Raw genomic sequence first — 21720 nt, forward strand, 5'->3', positions numbered from 1 at the left:
CTTTATCCTTTAGTCTTTCTGCTTTACTCTTTTAGGTTTTACTTATATTTGCAACAATGAGTAGAAATAGAAAAAATGCTGAGCCGATTCGAATTTCGGGACTGAGTATTATTGACATTGCCGAAGAGGGAAAAGGTGTTGGCAAAGCCGATGAATTAGTCATTTTTGTTGATAAAGCCGTTCCTGGAGATGTGGTTGATGTGCGTGTAGTGAAGAAGAAAAAGAACTTCGCGGAAGCAATTGTGGAACATATTCAGACCCCATCAGATTTGCGTCAAGATCCTTTTTGCAGTCATTTTGGTACTTGCGGTGGATGTAAATGGCAGCACATGGACTACGATGCACAATTAAAATTTAAACATAAAAATGTAGAAGCTGCCTTACAGCGTTTGGCAAAAATTGATACATCTACCATGGAACCAATTTTAGGTTCTGCCGTAAATAGATATTACAGAAATAAATTAGAATATACTTTTTCGAACAAACGTTGGTTAAATGCAACTGACATGGAATTTGAAGCGGAAGGCAGAGAAATGAATGCTTTGGGTTTCCATGTTCCATTGCGTTTTGATAAGATTTTAGATATTGAACATTGCTATTTGCAAGCCGAACCAAGCAATAGCTTGCGCTTAAGAGTTCGTGAATATGCATTAAAAAACGGATTGAGTTTTTACGATTTGCGTAATCACGAAGGTGCGCTACGTAATCTAATTATCAGAACTTCATCAACTGGAGAAGTGATGGTTGTTGTTGTTTTCGCTTATGCGGAGCAAGATCAGATTAATGGTTTAATGGAATATTTAAAAGTTTCATTTCCTGAAATTACGGCTTTGCTTTACATTGAAAATCAGAAAAAGAACGATACCATTTTTGACCAAGAAGTAATTAGGTATGCAGGCCGAGATCATATTTTTGAACAGATGCCCGTAGAGAATGGAGGTGTAGTTAAATTTAAAATTGGAGCAAAATCATTTTATCAAACGAACTCTGAGCAAGCATACGAATTATATAAAATAACAAAGGAGTTTGCTGGTTTTAAAGGTGATGAACTGGTGTACGATTTATATACTGGGGCTGGAACAATTGCTAACTTTATTGCAGGTAGTGTAAAACAGGTGGTAGGTATTGAGTATGTGCCAACGGCGATAGAGGATGCTAAATTTAATTCGTCGCTTAACGGAATCGATAACACCATTTTTTACGCTGGCGATATGAAAGACATTTTAACTGGTCATTTTATTGCTGAGCATGGCAAGCCAGATGTAGTGATTACTGATCCGCCAAGAGCTGGGATGCATGCAGATGTGGTGGAACGTTTATTAGAAATGGAAGCCGAAAAAATTGTGTATGTAAGTTGTAATGCCGCTACGCAAGCACGTGATTTAGCTTTACTAAAAGAAAAATACGATGTAGTGCGTATTAAACCTGTAGATATGTTTCCGCATACACAACATGTAGAAAACGTAGTTTTATTGCAACTGAAATCATGAAGAAATGTTGGATTTATGTAGTATTAATTGCTGTATTAGCTGCCTGTAAAGGTAATGTTAAAACCGAAGAAAAGTCTGAGAAAGCACTGGATTTGGCAAAAGCAAAAATGATAGTTGATACCACAAAACAAGTAGTGGATACTATTTTACTAAGTAAATCTGACACTGCATTTGTGGTTAAAAATAAACTAATACAAGATGATATTGGCGATAAACAAAAACAATATATCATTCAAATCTTTTTTACAAATGAACATTGGCCAATATTAATTTATAAAGATGCAATTGGTGCAGATGTAGCTTTAGCTGGAGATTTAAATAGCGATAATCAACCAGAGTTATTGCTTAGACCAGAATGGTTTAGCAGTTGTTGGTCGAGTGTTAACTTGTTTTCATTAGCCAAAAATGAATGGAAATTAGTTAAAAAAGGCAGTATGTATTTTTGCTCTGATAAATATCCACTTGCTAAAAGAATTGTGAAGACAGATAAAGGTTATGGCTTATTAACAGATAGCTTAACCGATGATAAATTTATTACCCTAAAAAAAGAAATCAAGTTTTAAGATATGGAGAGTGAAGAGTTATTGGGCAATTTAAGTTCAGATGAAAACGGATCGCCAAAAAAAGAAAAGAAAAGTCCACTAATAAGTTTAGAAAAGGATTTAACATTTTATGCAGATTCGATTAAAGAAGTAGCAGTAGAGATTATGATGGAAGGGATTTCCTTAAATCCAATTTTTATTGCACATCAACACGAAGTAAGCATAGGTGAAATAATTTTAAATAGAGCAGATTTAAATACGGATTGGACAATCCAAGCATCAACGTTAGAAGAATTTATCCAAAAAGGAATTATTCATCCTGATAAGAAAGAACAGTTTTTAAAGACTTACAAAAAGCCAGAAAACTACATGTGTGTTTTTGTGGTAGTACCTGAAGGAGCGAACTTTGTTTATTATCCTTATCCGAAAGGGAAATAGTTTGGTTAGTCATACCCAAATAAATTAGGTATACTAAAGCAATAAAAAAATAATCATCGCATTAAGATCACCGCTTTCGCGAGGATGATGCAAATGCAAAAGCCAATAGCGCATCCACACTATTGGCTTTTCCTTAAACTAAAAACTAAACTAAATTGTACTAATTTACGTGATTAACATCGCCACTTTTTGAAGAAGTGGTTTTCTTTAATGACGCATTTCCTTTATAATTTACATCGCTACCGCCACTTGCGCCAGCTTCTAATCCTTTGTTTACATAAATATTAGCATCGGAACCGCCGCTCACATTAACTTTAGCGTAATTTACGATATAGCTAAATGCATCTACATCACTACCGCCACTCGCATTTAACTGCATATTCTCTCCACTACCAGTTAAATCTGCATCAGAACCACCACTTACACTCACTGTTAGATCTTTACATGCTAAGGTTAATTTAAGATCAGAACCACCGCTACCTCTTATATTCAGCACATCTGCTTTTAGGGTGTTTTGAGTGTACACATCAGAACCTCCACTAGCTGTTAAGCTTTTCAATGTTTTAAAATTTACATACACTTTAATGCTTTGGTTTCTAAATAACCTACTCCAATTTACACCTTCTTTGTATTTAATGGTAACATCATTTCCGTTTTGCTCAACAATAACATCTTTAATTAAATTGTTATCACCTTTAATAGTTAAAGATTCGCTAGTACCTTGTGTTAAATACAAATCTATTCCACTACTTACAGTTAATGCATTAAAGTTTTTTACACTTACATTTTTGCTTTGCGCTTGAGTATTTATATAACTTAAAATGGCAATGGCTACTAAACATGCCGATTTGGGTAAACTGCTAAATTTCATAATTATTTTTTTAAGGTTTGTATTTATTAGACGCTCTTACCCCTGCAAACGTTGCAAGAAATTGAAATTATTTTTTTATTTGATTTTGAGGCTTAAAATCGTTCTTTTGTACAGTACAATAAAAGCGCTTAACCATGCCCGAAAATCAAGTACTTATTTTAGATAAACAGCAAATCGAACAAAAGATTAATCGCATTGCGTTTCAGATTTTGGAAGATAACTTAGAAGAAAAAGAAATTGTGTTGGCTGGTATTTGGGATCGTGGATATAAACTCGCTTTGCGTTTAGAAACTGTATTGCAAGAAATTGCCGGTTTTAAAGTTACTATGTTGCGTATTGATCTTGAGAAACAGAACAGCAAATTAGTTGCGAAAACAGATTTACAAGAATCAGAGTGGAAAAATAAAGTAATTATTTTAGTTGATGATGTACTAAACAGTGGCAAAACGTTAGCTTACGGTTTAGGAGTTTTCTTGAACACGCCGCATAAAAAAATCCGTACGGTGGTATTAGTAGATAGAAGTCATAAGATTTTTCCAATTGCAACAGACTTTGTAGGATTAGAACTTTCGACTATTTTAAAAGAACATGTAGATGTAGTGATGGATGTAGCAGGCGAAGAAGATCGAGTTTATTTAAGCTAATTACTCCATTGAATATATTTGCAAATCAGCCCAATTTTTTGCAATTTTCCTAAATGTATCATTCTCGTAAAAATGGTTTTATCTTTCATTGTTATTCATGGTATATCAATTATATCTTGAAGAAAGATTTTTCTGCTTTTACCCATAATCAGCTAGTTATTAAGGAAGATGAAGCTGTTTTGCTCTTGGCAAATCGTTTCAGTTGGTGGGATGGGTTTATGCTGTTTCAACTCAATAAAAAAGTTTTCAAAAAAGAGTTTCACGCCCTAGTTACCACGGATGATTATAAACAACTGAATTATTTAAAATATTTTGGCTGTTTTGCCCCAGAAAGCAAGGGAAAAGATGTGCTAGAAACCTTAATTTATGCAGGTACTTTATTAGATGATCCTAAAAATTTAGTGCTCATCTTTCCACAGGGAAAAATTAAATCATCTCATGTAGATTCTATTGCATTTGAAAAAGGAGTGATGCAGCTTATTAATGCTTCCAAAAAGAAATTCCAAACTGTGTTTTCGGTCATCCTCACAGACTATTTTAACAATAGAAAACCTAAAGCAAAGGCCTATTTAGCAAGTTGGCAAGCTGAAGAATACATAAGTTTGCAATTACTTAAAAGCGAATACAATAAACATTATGACACTGCAGTTTTAAAACAAACACAAAAAGCATCTTAAGCGTTAACTTCTCAGGCTCTTTTTGTGTATTTTTGTAGGTGTAATTGTGGTAATTTAAAATGAGATACAATTTAAACGTAACAATCGATAAATCTTCTGGCTTTTGCTTTGGTGTTGTATATGCCATAGATATGGCTGAGGACATTTTAGATAATGAGGAATATTTATATTGTTTGGGCGATATTGTACATAATGACGAAGAAGTAGAACGCCTAAAAGCGAAAGGACTTCGTATTATAGACCATGATCAATTGCACCAGCTTTCTAATGAAAAAGTATTAATTAGGGCGCATGGCGAAGCACCATCAACCTATGAATTAGCTTTAAATAATAACTTAACGTTAATTGATGCCTCTTGTCCTGTAGTTTTAAAGTTGCAAAATCGTATCAAAAATTCACATGATGATAATGAGCAAATTCTCATTTTTGGTAAACATGGTCATGCAGAAGTTATAGGCTTACAAGGACAAACCAACGGAAAAGCGATTGTTTTTCAGGATTTAGCAGAGCTGGATGAAATGGAATTGCCGAATAAGTTTACGTTGTATAGTCAAACTACTAAAAGCACAGATAAATTCTATCAAATTAAAGACGAATTGTTGAATAGAGGGTATGATGTGAAAGCGAATGATACCATTTGTAGACAAGTTTCTAATCGATATGAAGAGCTAGAGAAATTTGTAGCAGACTTTGATAAAATTATCTTCGTATCAGGTAAAAAATCATCGAATGGAAAAGTTTTGTATGATGTTTGCAAAAAATACAATACCAACTCTTACTTTATCTCTAATGTAGAAGAATTAGATAAAAGTTGGTTTAATCCAAATGATAAAGTTGGTATTTGTGGCGCAACTTCTACACCAATGTGGTTAATGGAAGAAGTAAAATCTGAGTTAGAAAAACTTTCGTAAATACGTCCGAAAACCACCATTAAATGAGTAGAAAATTTACTTTAGCACTTCTTTTTTCTTTTTTAAGTTTCACAGTTTTTGCCCAGAATGCTATTATTAAGGGCAAAATTACCAATTCGTTTACGAATCAACCAATTGAAGGAGCCACTGTATCTGTTCAAGGAAAAACAAATAATGCCATTACCGATAGTTTAGGGAATTATAGTTTATCAAACTTAACTCCTGGAGTTTATAATTTAAAGATCAATTTTATTGGTTATAAGCCTAAATCTGTTTTTGATATTGCAGTGAATAATGCAAAAGCGACAGTTTTTGATGTAACATTAGAAACAGAAGTAAGTAATTTAGATGAAGTTGTAATTCAAAAAGCAAGGTTTGTTAAGCCAATAGAAAGTCCATTATCGTTAAGAACAATTGGTGCTACGGAGATTAAAAGAAATCCTGGTGGCAATAGAGATATTTCAAAAGTTATACAATCTTTACCCGGAGTTTCTGCTCCGGTAAGCTATCGGAATGACATCATTATTCGTGGTGGAGCGCCAAATGAAAATAGATTTTATTTAGATGGGATAGAAATACCTAATATTAATCACTTTACCACACAAGGTTCATCTGGAGGACCAGTTGGTTTAATTAATGTAGATTTTATAAAAGAAGTAGATTTTTATTCTGGGGCATTTCCGGCATCAAGAGGAAATGCCTTGAGCTCGGTTTTTGAATTTAAACAAAAGGATGGGAATCCAGATAAAATGGGTGCATCATTAACGGTTGGTTCTAGTGATTTTGCAGTAGTGGCCGATGGGCCAGTTAGTAAGAAAACAACGTACATGGCATCCTATAGATTATCTTACTTACAGGGATTATTCAAACTATTGGGCTTGCCTTTTTTACCTTCTTACCAAGATTTTCAATTTAAGCTTAAAACAAAATTTAATACTAAAAATGAGTTGATAATAATTGGCTTAGGCGCTATTGATAAAGCGGTACTTAATTTCAACACTGAAAAAACTGAAAGTAATTTATATACAATAGCTAATTTTCCAGAAAATAAACAAGATAATTATACCATTGGAGCAGTGTATAAAAATTATCGTTCAAAAGGGTTTTCTACCCTTGTTTTAAGCAGAAATTATTTAAATAATAAGGCGTATAAATTTCAAGATAATGACCAAAGTAAAATTCAAGTATTAGATTATCATTCTACTGAAACTGAGAATAAGTTGAGAGTAGAAAACTCATCTCGAGAGGGAAAATATAAGATAAACTTTGGTGCAGGAATTGAAACTGCAGATTATACAACGAATAGTTTACAGTTTTTACCAGGTGGAGTTGAAGGGTATACTTCTGCCATTAATTTCATTAAATACGGAGCTTTTGCTCAACTAAGTGCTCCATATTTGGAAGAAAAGTTAAATCTTTCTTTTGGAGTTAGGTTAGATGGAAATAATTTTAACGCAAAAGGAGAAAATCCTCTTAAAACATTGTCGCCTAGATTTTCTGCTTCGTATAACTTTAACGAGAAAGTAAGTTTCAACTTTAACACAGGTATTTATTATCAATTACCAGCTTATACCGTATTGGGTTTTAGAAATAATACCGGTGGGCCATTAGTAAATACAAATGTTAATTATATCCGCTCTGCACAAGTTGTAGCTGGCCTTGAATACAATACTTTAAAAAACACGAAATTTACGGTGGAAGGTTTCTATAAAAATTATAGCCGTTATCCAATGGTTAAGATATTTGGAGATGTAATTCCATTGGCAAATTTAGGTGCAGATTTTGGTGTGGTTGGAAATAAACCTGTAGTTGGAGAAACTGATGGAAGAAGCTATGGGTTAGAATTTTTTGCTCAACAACGATTAAATAAAGGTTTTTACGGAATTTTTGCATTAACACTTTTTCGAAGTGAATTTAAGGATAAGTTAAACGAATATGTTCAGTCGAGTTGGAATAATAGATATATCTTAAGTATGACGGCAGGTAAGATATTTAATAAAAATTGGGAAGTTGGTGCTAAATTTCGTTTAGGAGGTGGAACACCATATACGCCATACGATATTGCTTATTCATCACTAAAAAGTAATTATTCCATATTTCCACAGGGAGTTCCGGATTATGATAGGCTGAATGACAATAGATTAAAGGGTTTTTACCAATTGGATGTTAGGGTAGATAAAAAGTATCCTTTTAAGAAATTTAACCTTAACGTATATTTGGACATTCAAAACCTAACGTACAATAAATACGAAACGCAACAACAATTGGTGTTGGATAGAGATATGAATGGAAATGCACAAGATGCGCCTGGAGATCCATCACGCTTTAAAACAAAACTATTAACAAATACTAGTGGGAATATCTTGCCTACACTTGGTGTAATATTCGAATTATAAATTATGGGAAAAAAAGGAGTTTTATTAATTAATTTAGGTACACCAGATAATCCAGATGTTCCTGCTGTACGCAGGTATCTTGATCAATTTTTGATGGATGAAAGGGTAATCGATATCCCTAAATTTAACAGAACTCTATTGGTAAAAGGAATTATTGTTCCTTTTCGTAGTCCAAAAACTTCTAAATTATACAAGGAAATTTGGAATGAAAAAGGTTCTCCATTATTATATTACAGCAAAATTCAAGCAAATTTACTGCAAGAAAAACTGGGCGATGACTACCAAGTAGAGTTGGCAATGCGTTACCAAAACCCATCTATTGAAAGTGCTTTAGAAAGATTAAAAGCAGGGTTGGTAGAAAGCATTAAGGTAATCCCAATGTTTCCTCAATATGCATCAGCAAGTACAGGTTCGGTTATGCAATTGGTAATGGAATTGGTAAGTAAGTGGCAAACTATTCCACCAATTTCATTTGTGAATTCTTTTCACGATAATCATTTAATGCTTGAAGTTTTTGCAGAAAATGCAGCTAAGCATCAGCCTGAAACGTATGATCATGTGCTTTTTAGTTTCCACGGTTTACCAGAAAGGCAATTGTTAAAATGTGATCATACTGGGAATTATTGCTTAAAGAAGGATAACTGTTGTGATGTATTAAACGACACCAATAAATTTTGTTATTCTGCACAAGGTCATCATACTGCAAGCCTCATTGCTGCAAAACTAGGATTGTCTAAGGATAAATATACAGTTTGTTTTCAATCTCGTTTGGGTAAAGAGCCTTGGGTACAGCCGTATACAACAGATGTTTTAAAGAAATTAGCTGCAGAAGGGAAAAAGAGATTATTGGTTTTTAGTCCTGCGTTTGTAGCCGATTGTTTGGAAACTTTATACGAAATTACAGTAGAATATCATGAAGAATTTAAAGCGCTTGGTGGTGAACATGTACAATTGGTAGAAAGCTTGAACGATCATCCAAAGTTTATTGAGGCATTAGTAGAATTAGTGAAAAACTAAAATTAAGCGATTGCTTTTACAATCATTTCTGTCGCTCCTTTTTTCTGCGTTACATATTTTTTCGCATTAGCAGATGACATTTCATTTGCTTTAAAAAATTCAAAAGCACTAATTAATTCACCAACTGTAGTAATACTTTTGGCTGCGCCTATGGTAATTAAATCTTTGGCTTCTTGAAATTTATCGTATTTGGGACCAAAAATTACAGGCAAACCAAATGCTGCGGCTTCTAACGTGTTATGTATTCCTGCTCCAAAACCGCCACCAATATAAGCTATGTTAGCATATTGATATAAAGAGGACAGCATTCCAATATTATCGATAATTAAAACTTGAGATGTATTTGCTTTTAATTGAGAAAACTTTACAGCAGTTGGAAATAGCTTTTCAATTTCTTCAAGATGAGAAATTCCAATTTCATGTGGAGCAATGATAAACTTCCAATCTGGATATTTTACTGTTAGGGAGACCAATAGTTTTTCGTCGGGTAGCCATGAGCTTCCGGCTATAAAAACATTATCAGCACCGCAAAATTTATCAATCAGTTCTAATTTTTTAGGTTGCTGAGCATTTTCATACACCCGATCAAAACGAGTGTCTCCGCTTAAACTAACATTATTAATACCAATACTTTTTAAAAGAGAGACACTTTCTTCATTTTGTACAAAAAAGTGCGTTACAAATTTTAAAATCCCTCTATAAAAACTGCCGTACCATTTAAAGAATACTTGATCTGATCTAAAAATGCCAGAAATTAAATAAAGAGGAGTTTGCTTTTCGTGTAATTCATTAAAATAATGATACCAAAATTCATACTTGGTAAATACAGCAAACTTAGGGTTTACGCTATTTATGAACTTCTTTGCATTGCTAGCTGTATCTAGTGGTAAATAAAAAACATCCGCCAATGCGTAATTTTTTCTAATCTCATATCCCGAGGGAGAAAAAAAAGTTATCAAAATTTTCTGCGAAGGATCATCAGCCTTCAACTTTTCTAGTACTGGTCTTCCTTGTTCAAACTCCCCTAAAGAAGCAAAGTGAAACCATATTGGTCTATCATGGGTACTGATTTTCTGTTGAACTTTTTCGAAGATATTTTTCCTTCCAACCACAAATAACTTGGCTTTGGCATTAAAAAGTGATACCAACCTTACTAATAAGCCATATATTACAATTCCAATATTATAAATCCAAAGCATTTTGTGTCTTAATTTCTTATCTTCGTCCGAAGATAAATGAATAAATTTAAAACCTTCAATTAATATATGAAGATAGCAGTAATTGGAACAGGATATGTTGGTCTTGTTACCGGAACATGTTTGGCAGAGACTGGCAATACCGTAATTTGCGTAGATATTAACAAAGCAAAAGTTGAAAAAATGATTGCTGGGGAGGTTCCAATTTATGAGCCAGGATTAGATGTGCTATTTCATCGTAATATTGCTCAAGGCCGTTTATCGTTTACAACCGATTTAGCATTTGCAGTTAAAGAATCTCAAATAATTTTTATGGCATTACCAACTCCTCCAGGTGGAGATGGCGCTGCTGATCTTTCCTATATTTTAGGCGCTGCAAAAGATATTTCAAAGCTAGTTACGGAATACAAAGTAATTGTAAATAAATCTACAGTTCCAGTTGGTACAGCAGATAAAGTTCAAGCAGTTTTTGCAGCTAATACTTCAGTAGAAATAGATGTGGTTTCTAATCCTGAATTTTTACGTGAAGGTGTCGCTGTTGATGATTTTATGAAACCTGACCGCGTGGTAATTGGTACACGTAGTGAAAAAGCACAAAAATTAATGACAGAGTTATATGCGCCTTATGTTCGTCAAGGTAATCCTATTTTCTTTATGGATGAGCGTTCTTCTGAATTAACTAAATATGCTGCAAACTCATTTCTGGCAACGAAAATTACGTTTATGAACGAGATTGCAAATCTTTGCGAAATCGTAGGTGCTGATGTAGATGCGATACGCAAAGGAATTGGCTCTGATGATCGTATCGGTAAACGATTTCTTTTTCCAGGAATTGGATATGGAGGAAGCTGTTTCCCAAAAGATGTGCAGGCTTTAGCTATTGCTGCAGATACTCATGATTACGATTTTCAAATTTTGAAAGCCGTAATGAATGTAAATGAAAAACAAAAAACGGTTTTAGTAGATAAGTTATTAAAATATTATAAAGGTGATATTAAAGGCAAACATTTTGCGCTTTGGGGTTTGGCGTTTAAGCCAGAAACTGATGATATTAGAGAAGCACCGGCTTTATATATTATTGATGAATTGATTAAGCACGGAGCAACAGTTACAGCTTTTGATCCGGAAGGAATGCATAATGTCAAATCAATATTAGGCGACAAAATCAATTTTGCTGAAAATCAATACGATGCTTTACAAAATGCGGATGCGTTATTAATTGCGACAGAATGGTCGGTGTTCCGTAATCCAGATTTTGAGAAAATGGATGAGCTATTGACTAATAAAGTGATTTTTGATGGAAGGAACTTATTCGATTTACAAAAAATGATCGATTTAGGTTATTATTACAATAGTGTAGGTAGGAAATTAATAAACTAATCATGGAGCGGAAAAGAGTTTTAATAACAGGAGCAGCTGGATTTTTAGGTTCACATCTTTGTGATCGGTTTATTAAAGAAGATTTTCATGTAATTGGAATGGATAATCTAATTACGGGTGATTTGCAAAATATCGAGCACTTGTTTAAACTAGAAAACTTTGAGTTCTACCATCATGATGTCTCTAAATTTGTTTACGTTCCAGGTAATTTAGATTATATTCTCCATTTTGCTTCTCCAGCAAGCCCAATTGATTATTTAAAAATTCCTATTCAAACATTGAAAGTTGGTTCTTTAGGTATTCATAATTTGTTAGGTTTAGCAAGATCAAAAAATGCTCGTTTGCTAATTGCTTCGACTTCTGAAGTGTATGGCGATCCAACAGTAAATCCGCAACCGGAAGAATATTGGGGAAATGTAAATCCAGTTGGACCTCGTGGGGTATATGATGAAGCTAAACGTTTCCAAGAAGCAATGACAATGGCATACCATACTTTTCATGGATTAGAAACCAGAATTGTACGAATATTTAATACCTATGGTCCGCGAATGCGATTAAATGATGGACGAGTTTTGCCAGCATTTATTGGACAAGCATTAAGAGGAGAGGACCTTACTGTTTTTGGCGATGGAAGTCAAACACGATCTTTCTGTTATGTAGATGATTTGATTGAAGGAATTTATCGTTTGTTGTTTAGCGATTATGCTCAACCTGTAAATATTGGTAATCCTGATGAAATTACCATGTTAGATTTTGCAGAAGAGATTATCAAATTAACAGGAACTACACAGAAAATTATTTGTAAAGAGTTGCCAACAGATGACCCTAAACAACGTCGGCCTGATATTACCAAGGCAAGAGAATTATTAAATTGGGAGCCAAAAGTAAATAGAGCTGAAGGCTTGAAGATTACATATGATTATTTTAAATCCTTACCAAAAGAAGCACTTGTAAATAAAGAGCACAAAAATTTTAAAACGTATAATAAATAATGAAGAAAATATTAGTTACGGGAGGTGCAGGGTATATAGGTTCGCATACTGTTGTAGAACTTTTTAATGCTGGATACGAAGTTATTATTGTTGATGATTTTTCAAATTCTGATCCTAAAATGTTAGATCAAATTGAAAAAATAAGCGGGAAAAAACCAGAGTTTGTAAAACTTGATCTATGCGATGAGCAAGTCGTTCATGCATTTGCCAATCAACATCAAAACATTAGTGGCATTATTCATTTTGCAGCATTTAAAGCCGTAGGCGAATCTGTTCAACAGCCTTTAAAATACTACCGTAATAATTTTTACTCCTTAATTAATATTATAACAGCTTTTAATAGTAAAATCAAATTAGTTTTCTCATCATCATGTACGGTTTATGGCCAGCCTGATCAATTGCCAGTAACGGAATCGGCGCCAGTAAAAAAGCTGAATCACCATATGGAAATACGAAACAAATTGCTGAAGAAATTTTACAGGAAACTTGTGCGGTAACACCAGATTTAAGAGTAATCGCATTGCGTTATTTTAATCCAGTTGGTGCACATGCATCAGCTTTAATTGGCGAATTACCTATCGGAGTACCACAAAATTTAGTACCATTTATTACACAATCTGCTATTGGCAAACGTGGTGCAATTACTGTTTATGGCGATGATTATAATACACCAGATGGTTCGGCGATAAGAGATTATATTCACGTAGTGGATTTAGCGAAAGCGCATGTTGCTGCTATTAAAAGATTAGAAGCTGAAACCGGAGATAATTATGAAATCTTTAATATCGGAACAGGCAAGGGCTCATCTGTACTAGAAATTATTCATGCTTTTGAACAATCTACCGGAGAAAAGTTAAATTATGCAATTGGCGCACGTAGAGAAGGAGATATTGAACAAACGTATGGCGATGTAAATCGTTCGAATACTGTTTTAGGTTGGAAAGCAGAGTTGGGTATTAATGAAATGATGAGTTCTGCATGGAATTGGGAGAAGTATTTAAGAGATAACCCTTTTTAAATGAACCATCATGAGCATCGACTATTCATTACTAGATGTGCTCATGATAGCTCATTCTCCATTAAAAACATAAATGAATAAATGAAACTAAGTGAGCACAAAGAGCTTAAAATAGAGATTTTAGCATTGCCGCCAAAAGAGAAGGACAAATTATTACTTCGCTTGGTAGCAAAGGATAAAGTGCTTACCGAACATTTACATTTTATATTATTAGAGGATGAAAGTCATCTGCGTGATAGGATAGCCACTATTAAAGAAAGCATTCTGCAAAATATGCAGAGTTTAAAAGAGTTAAAAAAGTTAAATGCTAAAGATGTATTAGTGAATTTACGTAAATTGGCAAAACAGGTTAATCATAATTTAAGGGTAACAAAAGCTAGTTTTGAAGATGTTGAGTTAAGGATATTTCTTTTTAATAACACGATTACTCAATTTAAATCAGGTATCTTTTCATCTAATAGAAATTATGAACAACTTTTTGCAAGTTATTTTGTGAAATCTACTTTAATAACTTTGCGCAAATTTGATAAATTGCATGAAGACCTTCAATTTGATTTACAAGAAGGAATGAATAACTTGCTGACCAAAATATACAATGGAAACATGGCGAAAATTGCTCATGAGCTAGGTTTACCAGAACAAATATAAATATGAAGAAGATTTTAATTACCGGCGGTGCTGGTTTTATTGGCTCACACGTAGTCCGCAGATTTGTAAATAACTATCCGCAATATGAAATAATTAACCTCGATGTGCTAACCTATGCGGGAAATCTGGCTAATTTAACAGATATCGAAAACAGGAACAATTATAGGTTTGTAAAAGCCGATATTACCAATGCGGCAGAGATAAACAATCTTTTTAAATCAGAGAACTTTGATGCTGTGATCCATTTGGCAGCAGAATCTCATGTAGACCGTTCCATTGCAGACCCAAGTGCTTTTGTAATGACTAATGTGATTGGGACTGTGAACCTGTTAAACGCAGCCAAAGAATATTGGAAAGGTAATTATGCAAATAAACGTTTTTACCATGTATCCACTGATGAAGTTTACGGAGCGCTTGGAGAAACTGGAATGTTTACAGAAAGTACGAGCTATGATCCCCATAGTCCATATTCTGCATCAAAAGCAAGTTCTGACCATTTTGTACGAGCTTACCACGATACGTATGGTTTAGACATTGTAATTTCCAACTGTTCAAACAATTATGGATCGCATCATTTCCCTGAAAAACTGATCCCGTTAGCGATCAACAACATTAAAAATAATAAGCCAGTACCAGTTTATGGCAAAGGAGAAAATGTACGCGATTGGCTATGGGTTGAAGATCATGCAAGGGCAATAGATGTAATTTTCCATAACGCTAAAACAGGGCAGACCTATAATATTGGCGGTCATAACGAATGGAAGAATATTGACCTAATCCATTTGTTGTGCCGGATAATGGATCAGAAACTAGGTAGAGCTGAAGGAGCATCTGCAAAACTAATCACTTTTGTAACCGATAGGGCCGGGCATGATTTACGTTATGCAATAGATTCTACCAAGCTGCAAAAGGAGTTGGATTGGGTGCCGAGTTTGCAGTTTGAGGAGGGATTAGCAAAAACAGTAGATTGGTATTTACAGAATGAGGATTGGTTAAATAATGTAACTTCGGGTAATTATCAAGCCTATTACGATAATCAATATAAAGGGAGGTAAGTTTGTTAGGGTGGTTTAAAAAGGACAAAGAGCCTGAGTTTAATTTTTCAGTGATTGGAACAGATATGCATTCTCATATCATTCCAGGAATTGATGATGGAGCAAAAAGCCTCGATGATTCTTTGTTATTGGCCAAACGTTTTAAGGCATTAGGTTTTAAAAAACTTGTTGCTACGCCCCACATAATGGCAGATTATTTTCGTAATACGCCAGATATTATTCATAGAGCACTTGATGTTTTACGTGAAGGTTTATTGCAAAACAATATTGATTTAGAAGTAAGTGCTGCTGCCGAATATTATTTAGACGAAACTTTTGAGAAAAAAATAGAGAAAAAAGAAGTGCTAAGCTTTGGAAAAAATAATTATTTACTTTTCGAGCTGTCTTACATCAATCCTCCTCATAATCTTTTTGAAGTTATTTCTAAAATTCACCATGCTGGTTATCAACCAGTATTGGCACATCCGGAACGATACCCTTATTACAATGGATCTTTGGAAAGCTATCAACAAATTAAAGATGCAGGTTGCCTTTTACAATTAAATACTATTTCCTTAACGGGATATTATGGTAAAAGTTGTAAGCAAACCGCAGAAGAATTAATTGATAATTATTGTATTGATTTTTTAGGAAGCGATATGCACCACCTTCGCCATGCGGATGCTTTAAAAGATAGCTTGAGTATAAAAAGGTTGCAAAATATCTTATCACAACCTCAAATTAGTAATCTTTTGTTGTAAATATTGTGAGTTCGATTCAAAATGAAAGACATTGCTTAACCACCTCGTCATTTCGAGCGAAGCTGTGAAATCTTTGAATTTATAACTACTTGTTGAAAAGATCCATTCCGCTGCGCTACAGTCGAAAGGACGATATTCGCTATAAGACTTCGTCTGTCAATTGAGAACTGAATTACTCGTAACGCAGTGCCTCTACCGGATCAAGTTTAGATGCTTTTTTAGCTGGATAATAGCCGGAAACTATACCCACAATAACACATAAAGCAAATCCACCGATAATAAATAGCCACGGAATTAAAAATGATCCTCCCATAGAGAAGGATATTAAATTCCCTATTCCAATACCTAGTAAAATTCCAAGTGCACCACCCATTAAACAAATTACTACAGCTTCAATTAAAAACTGTTTTCTAATTACTGCTGGATTTGCGCCTATAGCTTTTCTTATTCCAATTTCTCTAGTTCTTTCAGTTACAGAAACCAACATGATATTCATTAAACCAATAGATGCGCCAATTAAGGTGATTACACCAATGGCTATGCCGCCAACTCGGATATAAATTAGATTCTCAAATAGCGTTTGTGCAACAGCATCACTTTTAGTGATTTCAAAGTTATTGGCTTCACCGACTTTAACTTTTCTAATATTTCTAAATTCTGCAGTCGCTTCACCAATAACGTTATCCATTAAATCTGCATTTGGCACCATTACGGTTACAGTATAAGAAGGATTGTCGTTTGAATTAATCAGCTTTGCTTTATATAGAGGCACATATACGGCTCTATCTGTATTAGAACCCATACTCGAACCTTTAGATACCAGCACACCAATTACTTTCAATCGAGTACTACCAGCGGTGATAATTTTATCAATTGGAGATTCTTTTTTGAAGAGTGTACTTGCTATTTCACTTCCGATAATACAAACATTATTACCAGATAAAGCTTCTGCACTATTAAAGTTCCTTCCTAAAGCAAGTTCCAAACCTTGTGAAGCTAATCCATTCTCATCAATACCTTGTACACTTGTATTTGGATTTGTTTTTTCTTGCTCGTATTTAACCGTAGAACCACCACTTGCAAAAACACTAACAGAAACTGTTGCAGGCGTGTTTAATCTTTCTTTAAATTTAATAGCATCTTCATATCGAATAGATTTAAAGGGCTTTGGTCTTTTGCCAGAGCCTCCAATTCTAATTCCAGTACCTCTATTTCTAATGTTAAAAGAGTTTGCACCCATGCTCGAAAAAGCATCGGTCATACTTTTTTTAATTGCATCTATTGTAGTAAGAATACCCACTAATGCCATAAGACCAAGTGCTATAATTAATGCGGTAAGCATTGTACGAAGGCGGTTACTTTTAATAGATTGTAGCGCAAGTCTTACGTTTTCGGTATAGGTCATTTGATAGAAATAAAATTCTGTGGAGATAAAAATAAAAAGTCCCGCTGTTAAGACAACGAGACCTATTAAAATGTTACAAATATTATATGCTTAAACAGAGAAACTTGTTCCACATCCGCATGAACTTGCTGCATTTGGATTGCTAAATGTAAAACCTCTAGAGTTTAATCCATCTTGCCAATCAATCTGCATTCCTAATAAATACATTTGATGTGCTTTATGCATAAAAATTTTAATGTTGTCAATTATAAATTCTTGATCACCTTCTTTCTTTTGGTCAAAACCCAAAACATAACTCATCCCCGAGCAACCACCACCTTCAACACCAACACGTAAGCCAAAATCATCAGCAATTTCTTGTTGGTCTTTTAGTTTTAAAAGTTCTTTAACAGCAGTTTCGGTAAACGATACGGGCGCAAAAGCAGTTTCTACAGTATTACTCATGTTTTTAAAATTTATCTGTTACAAATATAAATAATAATGCACATTTTTGCCTTTATCACCTTATTATATTACTATAATTAAACAATACTCATGAATGGTATGCAGAATCTTATCAATCTAATAACTTTGCTATTTGGTATCTTTTTCGGGTTAATGGCATTTTATCAATTTATGAAAAATGATATTAAACGCTTTTTTGATTTGAAAACGAGCGAACTGAATAAAGAAAGTAGAGCAGCTTTACTTCCTTTACGTTTACAGGCACATGAAAGACTAATCGTTTTTATTGAGCGTATTAATCCTGCTAATTTATTAGTTCGTTTGCATCAATCTGGAATTGAGCTTTCTGCATTGCAATCTATAATCTTAAATGAAATAAAGGCAGAATATCAGCATAATATAGCTCAACAACTTTATATAGATTCTACGAGTTGGAGTGTAGTTAGAAAGTTAAAAGACGATACGATTGCTATGGTTAATAATGTTGTACAAGGTTTGCCAGAAAATTCAACAGGTGTTGATTTAAGCAAAAAAGTATTACAACATATGAGTACGATAGAAGAAAATCCGTACGAGTTAACCATTAATATTCTTAAAAAGGATATTCAAGCTTTATTTTAAGTGCCATGAGAGATAAAAAATTTACAACTACATCTGGAATAGAAATAAAGGATGTATATACTTCGGCGAAACCGTTAACAGAAACCCCTGGAGAGTTTCCATTTACTAGAGGGATTCAAAAAGATATGTATCGTGGTCGTTTATGGACAATGAGGCAATATGCGGGATTTTCAACTGCAGAAGAATTCAAATAAACGCTATCATTATTTATTAGCGCAAGGAACAATGGGTTTATCAGTAGCTTTTGATTTACCCACTCAAATTGGCTATGATTCTGATCATGATATGGCAGAAGGAGAAGTTGGAAAAGTGGGTGTAGCTATCGATTCATTAAAAGACATTGAAATATTATTTGATGGGATTGAATTAAAAAGGATTACCACATCAATGACGATAAATGCAACCGCGTCTATATTATTAGCTATGTATATCGCCTTAGCTAAAAAACAAGGTGCAGATTTGAAAGAAATATCGGGTACAATACAAAATGATATTTTAAAAGAATACGCCGCAAGGGGAACATATATCTACCCTCCAAAACCATCAATGCGTATTATAACTGATATTTTTGAATATTGTAGTAAAGAGGTTCCAAAATGGAATACAATTTCTATTTCTGGGTATCATATTCGTGAAGCGGGTTCAACTGCAGTTCAAGAACTAGCTTTTACATTGGCAAATGGTAAAGCGTATTTAAATGCAGCATTAGAAAAAGGATTGGATATTAATGTTTTCGCAAAGCGATTATCTTTCTTTTTCAATTGCCATAATAACTTTTTTGAAGAAATTGCCAAATTTCGTGCTGCTCGGAGAATGTGGGCTCACATCACAAAATCACTCGGGGCAACAGATGAAAAAGCAATGATGCTTCGTTTTCATACACAAACAGGTGGATCTACATTAACAGCACAACAGCCGTTAAATAATGTAATTCGTGTAACTAACCAAGCAATGGCTGCGGTATTAGGCGGTACACAATCTTTACATACCAATGGATATGATGAAGCATTATCGTTGCCAACGGAAGCAGCAGCTAAAATCGCTCTGCGTACACAACAAGTTATTGCATTTGAAAGTGGAGTGGTGGATACAGTAGATCCACTTGCTGGCTCTTATTTTGTAGAAGCTTTAACAGATGAAATTGAAGCTGCGGCTTTAGCTTATATTGATAAGATAGATGCGATGGGCGGTTCTGTAAATGCAATAGAAAATGGATACATTCAACAAGAGATTGCTAACTCTGCGTATCAATATCAAAAGGAAGTAGAATCTGCAGAACGAATTATTGTTGGTGTTAATAAATTTACTCAGCAGAAAGAAGGAATTACCGACGTTTTAAATATAGATGAATTCGATACGGACAATACAGACTGAAAAATTAAAGTTGTTAAAAGCCGAGCGAAATAATGAAGCTGTTAATTTAGCATTAGATAACTTACGGAATGCGGCAAAATCCGATCATAATTTAATGCCTTTTATACTCACTGCAGTAGAAGAATATGCTACACTTGGTGAAATTGCAGATTGTATGCGAAATGTGTTCGGAGAATATTAAATTTCATGTTAAAAAATAGTTATCAACACAAAAAATTTAGGTTAAGCAGTTTATGATACTGCTTTTGAACGACTTACAAATTAATTGAAATATTTGTTCTTTTTGTTGATAATTTTTTGAATATTCGATGTTCCAAAAGGGCATGTCCGTAATGCCTTTGTAAGAACTGAAAACCAACAAATTAACGATTAACAATGGAAAAAACTTGTACCGAAGTATGGAAGAACTGTCTTCAAATAATTAAGGATAACATCCCGACCCAAAGTTTTAAAACTTGGTTCGAACCGATATCAGCACTTAAATTAGAAGGGAAAGTTTTAACCATCCAGGTGCCTAGTTTATTTTTTTACGAATGGCTAGAAGAACACTACGTTGGTCTGCTTCGTAAAACAGTAAAAAAGCAATTGGGAGACGAGGGGAGATTAGAATATAATATCGTAGTTGACAAGTCGTCAAATAGCGGTTCTCCTTACACAACAAACATGCCCTCTAACGGAAATGGGGCAGAAGCGAAAATGCAATCAATGCCAATTCCTGTTTCAATAAATAAGGATATTAAAAATCCTTTTATTATTCCGGGATTAAAAAAATTGACTGTTGATCCGCAATTAAATGCAAACTATACTTTTGAAAATTATATTGAAGGAGACTGCAATCGTTTGGCTCGTTCTGCAGGCTATGCTGTGGCAGCAAAACCAGGTGGTACTTCATTTAACCCATTAATGATTTATGGTGGTGTAGGTTTAGGTAAAACGCATTTGGCACAAGCAATAGGTAATGAGATTAAACGTAGCATGCCAGATAAATTGGTAATCTATGTTTCGTGTGAGAAATTTTGCCAACAGTTTGTTGATTCATTAAAGAACAATACGATCAATGATTTTGTGAATTTCTACCAAGCTATGGATGTAATCATTATGGATGATGTACATAACTTTGCAGGTAAAGAAAAAACACAAGATATTTTCTTCCATATATTTAACCACTTACACCAATCAGGTAAACAAGTGATTTTAACTTCTGATAAAGCTCCTAAAGATTTAGCTGGCTTAGAAGAAAGATTATTAAGTCGTTTCAAATGGGGATTATCTGCAGATTTGCAAATACCAGACTTAGAAACTCGTATTGCTATTCTGAAAAAGAAAATGTACGCTGATGGTATTGAATTACCTGGCGAAGTGGTTGAATATGTAGCACACAATATTGATAATAACGTTCGTGAATTAGAAGGTGCAATGGTTTCATTATTAGCACAATCTACACTTAATAAAAAAGATATCGATTTAGCTTTGGCTAAACAAATGTTGAAGAACTTTATCAAGAATACGTCGAAAGAAATCTCAATGGAATATATCCAGAAATTGGTTTGTGAATATTTCGAAGTTCCAGTTGATATGGTGAAATCACAAACACGTAAACGTGAAATTGTACAGGCTCGTCAAATTTCTATGTATTTGTCAAAAAGCCATACTAAATCATCATTAAAAACTATCGGCGCTTTCTTTGGTGGTAGAGATCACTCTACTGTAATTTATGCTTGCCAAACAGTAGAAGATTTAATAGAAACAGATAAAAAGTTTAAAGCTTACGTTAACGATATTCAGAAAAAACTAAAGATGAGTTAATTCATTTACTAATTAATTTTTCACCGCATAAAAAAGCCGTTCGATTATCGAACGG

Annotated in this window: 22 protein-coding genes and 1 pseudogene; 19 read left to right on the forward strand and 4 right to left on the reverse strand. The window is 33.9% G+C overall.

Annotation, left to right across the window (positions count from 1 at the left end; genetic code table 11):
• Window positions 1–56 precede the first annotated feature (56 nt).
• Genes rlmD through ACHMWN_RS07945 form a run of 3 tightly spaced genes read left to right on the forward strand, consistent with a single transcriptional unit; the run spans window position 57 to window position 2470 of the window.
• Window positions 57–1490, forward strand: coding sequence for a 23S rRNA (uracil(1939)-C(5))-methyltransferase RlmD (gene rlmD / locus ACHMWN_RS07935; protein WP_397299415.1), 1434 nt, complete (start codon window positions 57–59; stop codon window positions 1488–1490).
• On the forward strand, window positions 1487–2053 hold the full coding sequence (locus tag ACHMWN_RS07940; protein ID WP_397299417.1) for a hypothetical protein: 567 nt from the start codon (window positions 1487–1489) through the stop codon (window positions 2051–2053). The genes rlmD and ACHMWN_RS07940 overlap by 4 nt, the downstream gene beginning before the upstream one ends.
• Window positions 2054–2056: 3 nt before the next feature.
• The gene (locus ACHMWN_RS07945) at window positions 2057–2470 is read left to right on the forward strand and encodes a hypothetical protein (RefSeq protein WP_397299420.1); all 414 of its coding nucleotides are present in this window, start codon (window positions 2057–2059) and stop codon (window positions 2468–2470) included.
• A gap of 160 nt (window positions 2471–2630) precedes the next feature.
• On the opposite strand, the gene ACHMWN_RS07950 is transcribed toward ACHMWN_RS07945, so the two are convergent.
• The gene (locus ACHMWN_RS07950; RefSeq protein WP_397299423.1) at window positions 2631–3341 is read right to left on the reverse strand and encodes a head GIN domain-containing protein; all 711 of its coding nucleotides are present in this window, start codon (window positions 3339–3341) and stop codon (window positions 2631–2633) included.
• Between the two features lie 134 nt (window positions 3342–3475).
• Between ACHMWN_RS07950 and ACHMWN_RS07955 the strand changes: the two genes are divergently transcribed.
• The 5 genes from ACHMWN_RS07955 to hemH all read left to right on the forward strand — a co-directional run bounded on the left by ACHMWN_RS07955 (window position 3476) and on the right by hemH (window position 8986).
• Window positions 3476–3985, forward strand: coding sequence for a phosphoribosyltransferase family protein (locus tag ACHMWN_RS07955; protein WP_397299425.1), 510 nt, complete (start codon window positions 3476–3478; stop codon window positions 3983–3985).
• A gap of 116 nt (window positions 3986–4101) precedes the next feature.
• Entirely contained in the window at window positions 4102–4662 is a 561-nt protein-coding gene (locus ACHMWN_RS07960) for a glycerol acyltransferase (RefSeq protein WP_397299427.1), read from the forward strand.
• A gap of 59 nt (window positions 4663–4721) precedes the next feature.
• Entirely contained in the window at window positions 4722–5573 is an 852-nt protein-coding gene (locus ACHMWN_RS07965) for a 4-hydroxy-3-methylbut-2-enyl diphosphate reductase (protein ID WP_397299429.1), read from the forward strand.
• Window positions 5574–5596: 23 nt separating this feature from the next.
• Window positions 5597–7969, forward strand: coding sequence for a carboxypeptidase-like regulatory domain-containing protein (locus ACHMWN_RS07970; RefSeq protein WP_397299432.1), 2373 nt, complete (start codon window positions 5597–5599; stop codon window positions 7967–7969).
• A 3-nt stretch (window positions 7970–7972) separates the two neighbouring features.
• Window positions 7973–8986, forward strand: a complete 1014-nt coding sequence (hemH, locus tag ACHMWN_RS07975; RefSeq protein WP_397299435.1) for a ferrochelatase — start codon at window positions 7973–7975, stop codon at window positions 8984–8986.
• A gap of 2 nt (window positions 8987–8988) precedes the next feature.
• Here hemH and ACHMWN_RS07980 read toward each other — a convergent pair whose 3' ends face one another.
• Window positions 8989–10185, reverse strand: a complete 1197-nt coding sequence (locus ACHMWN_RS07980; protein WP_397299438.1) for a 3-deoxy-D-manno-octulosonic acid transferase — start codon at window positions 10183–10185, stop codon at window positions 8989–8991.
• A gap of 66 nt (window positions 10186–10251) precedes the next feature.
• Here ACHMWN_RS07980 and ACHMWN_RS07985 point away from each other — a divergent pair, with 66 nt between their 5' ends.
• The 6 genes and pseudogenes from ACHMWN_RS07985 to ACHMWN_RS08010 all read left to right on the forward strand — a co-directional run bounded on the left by ACHMWN_RS07985 (window position 10252) and on the right by ACHMWN_RS08010 (window position 16015).
• A complete protein-coding gene (locus tag ACHMWN_RS07985) occupies window positions 10252–11562 on the forward strand; it encodes a UDP-glucose dehydrogenase family protein (protein ID WP_397299440.1) in 1311 nt (436 codons plus the stop codon).
• A 2-nt stretch (window positions 11563–11564) separates the two neighbouring features.
• Entirely contained in the window at window positions 11565–12554 is a 990-nt protein-coding gene (locus tag ACHMWN_RS07990; RefSeq protein ID WP_397299442.1) for a UDP-glucuronic acid decarboxylase family protein, read from the forward strand.
• A pseudogene (gene galE / locus ACHMWN_RS07995) lies at window positions 12554–13572 on the forward strand (UDP-glucose 4-epimerase GalE). Before ACHMWN_RS07990 ends, galE begins: the two are co-directional and overlap by 1 nt.
• 81 nt (window positions 13573–13653) lie before the next feature.
• Complete coding sequence (locus ACHMWN_RS08000) at window positions 13654–14220, forward strand: hypothetical protein (RefSeq protein WP_397299444.1); 567 nt, start codon at window positions 13654–13656, stop codon at window positions 14218–14220.
• A gap of 2 nt (window positions 14221–14222) precedes the next feature.
• The gene (gene rfbB, locus ACHMWN_RS08005) at window positions 14223–15275 is read left to right on the forward strand and encodes a dTDP-glucose 4,6-dehydratase (RefSeq protein WP_397299447.1); all 1053 of its coding nucleotides are present in this window, start codon (window positions 14223–14225) and stop codon (window positions 15273–15275) included.
• A gap of 50 nt (window positions 15276–15325) precedes the next feature.
• Window positions 15326–16015, forward strand: coding sequence for a tyrosine-protein phosphatase (locus tag ACHMWN_RS08010; RefSeq protein WP_397299449.1), 690 nt, complete (start codon window positions 15326–15328; stop codon window positions 16013–16015).
• Window positions 16016–16187: 172 nt separating this feature from the next.
• Here the strand turns inward: ACHMWN_RS08010 and ACHMWN_RS08015 are convergent, their stop codons facing one another.
• Window positions 16188–17420: an ABC transporter permease gene (locus ACHMWN_RS08015; RefSeq protein ID WP_397299452.1), complete on the reverse strand. Its 1233-nt coding sequence runs from the start codon at window positions 17418–17420 to the stop codon at window positions 16188–16190.
• Between the two features lie 90 nt (window positions 17421–17510).
• Complete coding sequence (locus ACHMWN_RS08020) at window positions 17511–17864, reverse strand: HesB/IscA family protein (protein ID WP_397299454.1); 354 nt, start codon at window positions 17862–17864, stop codon at window positions 17511–17513.
• Window positions 17865–17963: 99 nt separating this feature from the next.
• Here ACHMWN_RS08020 and ACHMWN_RS08025 point away from each other — a divergent pair, with 99 nt between their 5' ends.
• The 5 genes from ACHMWN_RS08025 (at window position 17964) to dnaA (ending at window position 21665) form a co-directional block, all read left to right on the forward strand.
• Complete coding sequence (locus ACHMWN_RS08025; protein ID WP_397299456.1) at window positions 17964–18485, forward strand: hypothetical protein; 522 nt, start codon at window positions 17964–17966, stop codon at window positions 18483–18485.
• 5 nt (window positions 18486–18490) lie between these two features.
• Window positions 18491–18679: a methylmalonyl-CoA mutase family protein gene (locus ACHMWN_RS08030; protein ID WP_397299459.1), complete on the forward strand. Its 189-nt coding sequence runs from the start codon at window positions 18491–18493 to the stop codon at window positions 18677–18679.
• A 31-nt stretch (window positions 18680–18710) separates the two neighbouring features.
• Complete coding sequence (locus ACHMWN_RS08035) at window positions 18711–19859, forward strand: methylmalonyl-CoA mutase (protein WP_397299461.1); 1149 nt, start codon at window positions 18711–18713, stop codon at window positions 19857–19859.
• The gene (locus ACHMWN_RS08040) at window positions 19831–20040 is read left to right on the forward strand and encodes a methylmalonyl-CoA mutase family protein (protein WP_397299464.1); all 210 of its coding nucleotides are present in this window, start codon (window positions 19831–19833) and stop codon (window positions 20038–20040) included. The genes ACHMWN_RS08035 and ACHMWN_RS08040 overlap by 29 nt, the downstream gene beginning before the upstream one ends.
• Window positions 20041–20234: 194 nt before the next feature.
• A complete protein-coding gene (gene dnaA / locus ACHMWN_RS08045; protein WP_173272629.1) occupies window positions 20235–21665 on the forward strand; it encodes a chromosomal replication initiator protein DnaA in 1431 nt (476 codons plus the stop codon).
• Window positions 21666–21720: the final 55 nt, after the last annotated feature.

It is taken from the genome of Pedobacter sp. UC225_61 (genome assembly GCF_044452285.1).
Lineage (GTDB): Bacteria > Bacteroidota > Bacteroidia > Sphingobacteriales > Sphingobacteriaceae > Pedobacter.

Excerpts from the sequence above, each read along its gene's own strand:
- ACHMWN_RS08040 (WP_397299464.1), top strand. The coding sequence starts at position 19,831 with ATGAATTCGATACGGACAATACAGACTGAAAAATTAAAGTTGTTAAAA.
- ACHMWN_RS07950 (WP_397299423.1), bottom strand. The coding sequence starts at position 3,341 with ATGAAATTTAGCAGTTTACCCAAATCGGCATGTTTAGTAGCCATTGCC.
- ACHMWN_RS07980 (WP_397299438.1), bottom strand. The coding sequence starts at position 10,185 with ATGCTTTGGATTTATAATATTGGAATTGTAATATATGGCTTATTAGTA.
- ACHMWN_RS08015 (WP_397299452.1), bottom strand. The coding sequence starts at position 17,420 with ATGACCTATACCGAAAACGTAAGACTTGCGCTACAATCTATTAAAAGT.
- ACHMWN_RS08000 (WP_397299444.1), top strand. The coding sequence starts at position 13,654 with ATGAAACTAAGTGAGCACAAAGAGCTTAAAATAGAGATTTTAGCATTG.
- dnaA (WP_173272629.1), top strand. The coding sequence starts at position 20,235 with ATGGAAAAAACTTGTACCGAAGTATGGAAGAACTGTCTTCAAATAATT.
- ACHMWN_RS07965 (WP_397299429.1), top strand. The coding sequence starts at position 4,722 with ATGAGATACAATTTAAACGTAACAATCGATAAATCTTCTGGCTTTTGC.
- ACHMWN_RS08035 (WP_397299461.1), top strand. The coding sequence starts at position 18,711 with ATGGGTTTATCAGTAGCTTTTGATTTACCCACTCAAATTGGCTATGAT.
- ACHMWN_RS07970 (WP_397299432.1), top strand. The coding sequence starts at position 5,597 with ATGAGTAGAAAATTTACTTTAGCACTTCTTTTTTCTTTTTTAAGTTTC.
- ACHMWN_RS08030 (WP_397299459.1), top strand. The coding sequence starts at position 18,491 with ATGAGAGATAAAAAATTTACAACTACATCTGGAATAGAAATAAAGGAT.
- rlmD (WP_397299415.1), top strand. The coding sequence starts at position 57 with ATGAGTAGAAATAGAAAAAATGCTGAGCCGATTCGAATTTCGGGACTG.
- ACHMWN_RS07940 (WP_397299417.1), top strand. The coding sequence starts at position 1,487 with ATGAAGAAATGTTGGATTTATGTAGTATTAATTGCTGTATTAGCTGCC.
- ACHMWN_RS07955 (WP_397299425.1), top strand. The coding sequence starts at position 3,476 with ATGCCCGAAAATCAAGTACTTATTTTAGATAAACAGCAAATCGAACAA.
- rfbB (WP_397299447.1), top strand. The coding sequence starts at position 14,223 with ATGAAGAAGATTTTAATTACCGGCGGTGCTGGTTTTATTGGCTCACAC.
- ACHMWN_RS08025 (WP_397299456.1), top strand. The coding sequence starts at position 17,964 with ATGCAGAATCTTATCAATCTAATAACTTTGCTATTTGGTATCTTTTTC.
- ACHMWN_RS08020 (WP_397299454.1), bottom strand. The coding sequence starts at position 17,864 with ATGAGTAATACTGTAGAAACTGCTTTTGCGCCCGTATCGTTTACCGAA.
- hemH (WP_397299435.1), top strand. The coding sequence starts at position 7,973 with ATGGGAAAAAAAGGAGTTTTATTAATTAATTTAGGTACACCAGATAAT.
- ACHMWN_RS07945 (WP_397299420.1), top strand. The coding sequence starts at position 2,057 with ATGGAGAGTGAAGAGTTATTGGGCAATTTAAGTTCAGATGAAAACGGA.
- ACHMWN_RS07990 (WP_397299442.1), top strand. The coding sequence starts at position 11,565 with ATGGAGCGGAAAAGAGTTTTAATAACAGGAGCAGCTGGATTTTTAGGT.
- ACHMWN_RS07985 (WP_397299440.1), top strand. The coding sequence starts at position 10,252 with ATGAAGATAGCAGTAATTGGAACAGGATATGTTGGTCTTGTTACCGGA.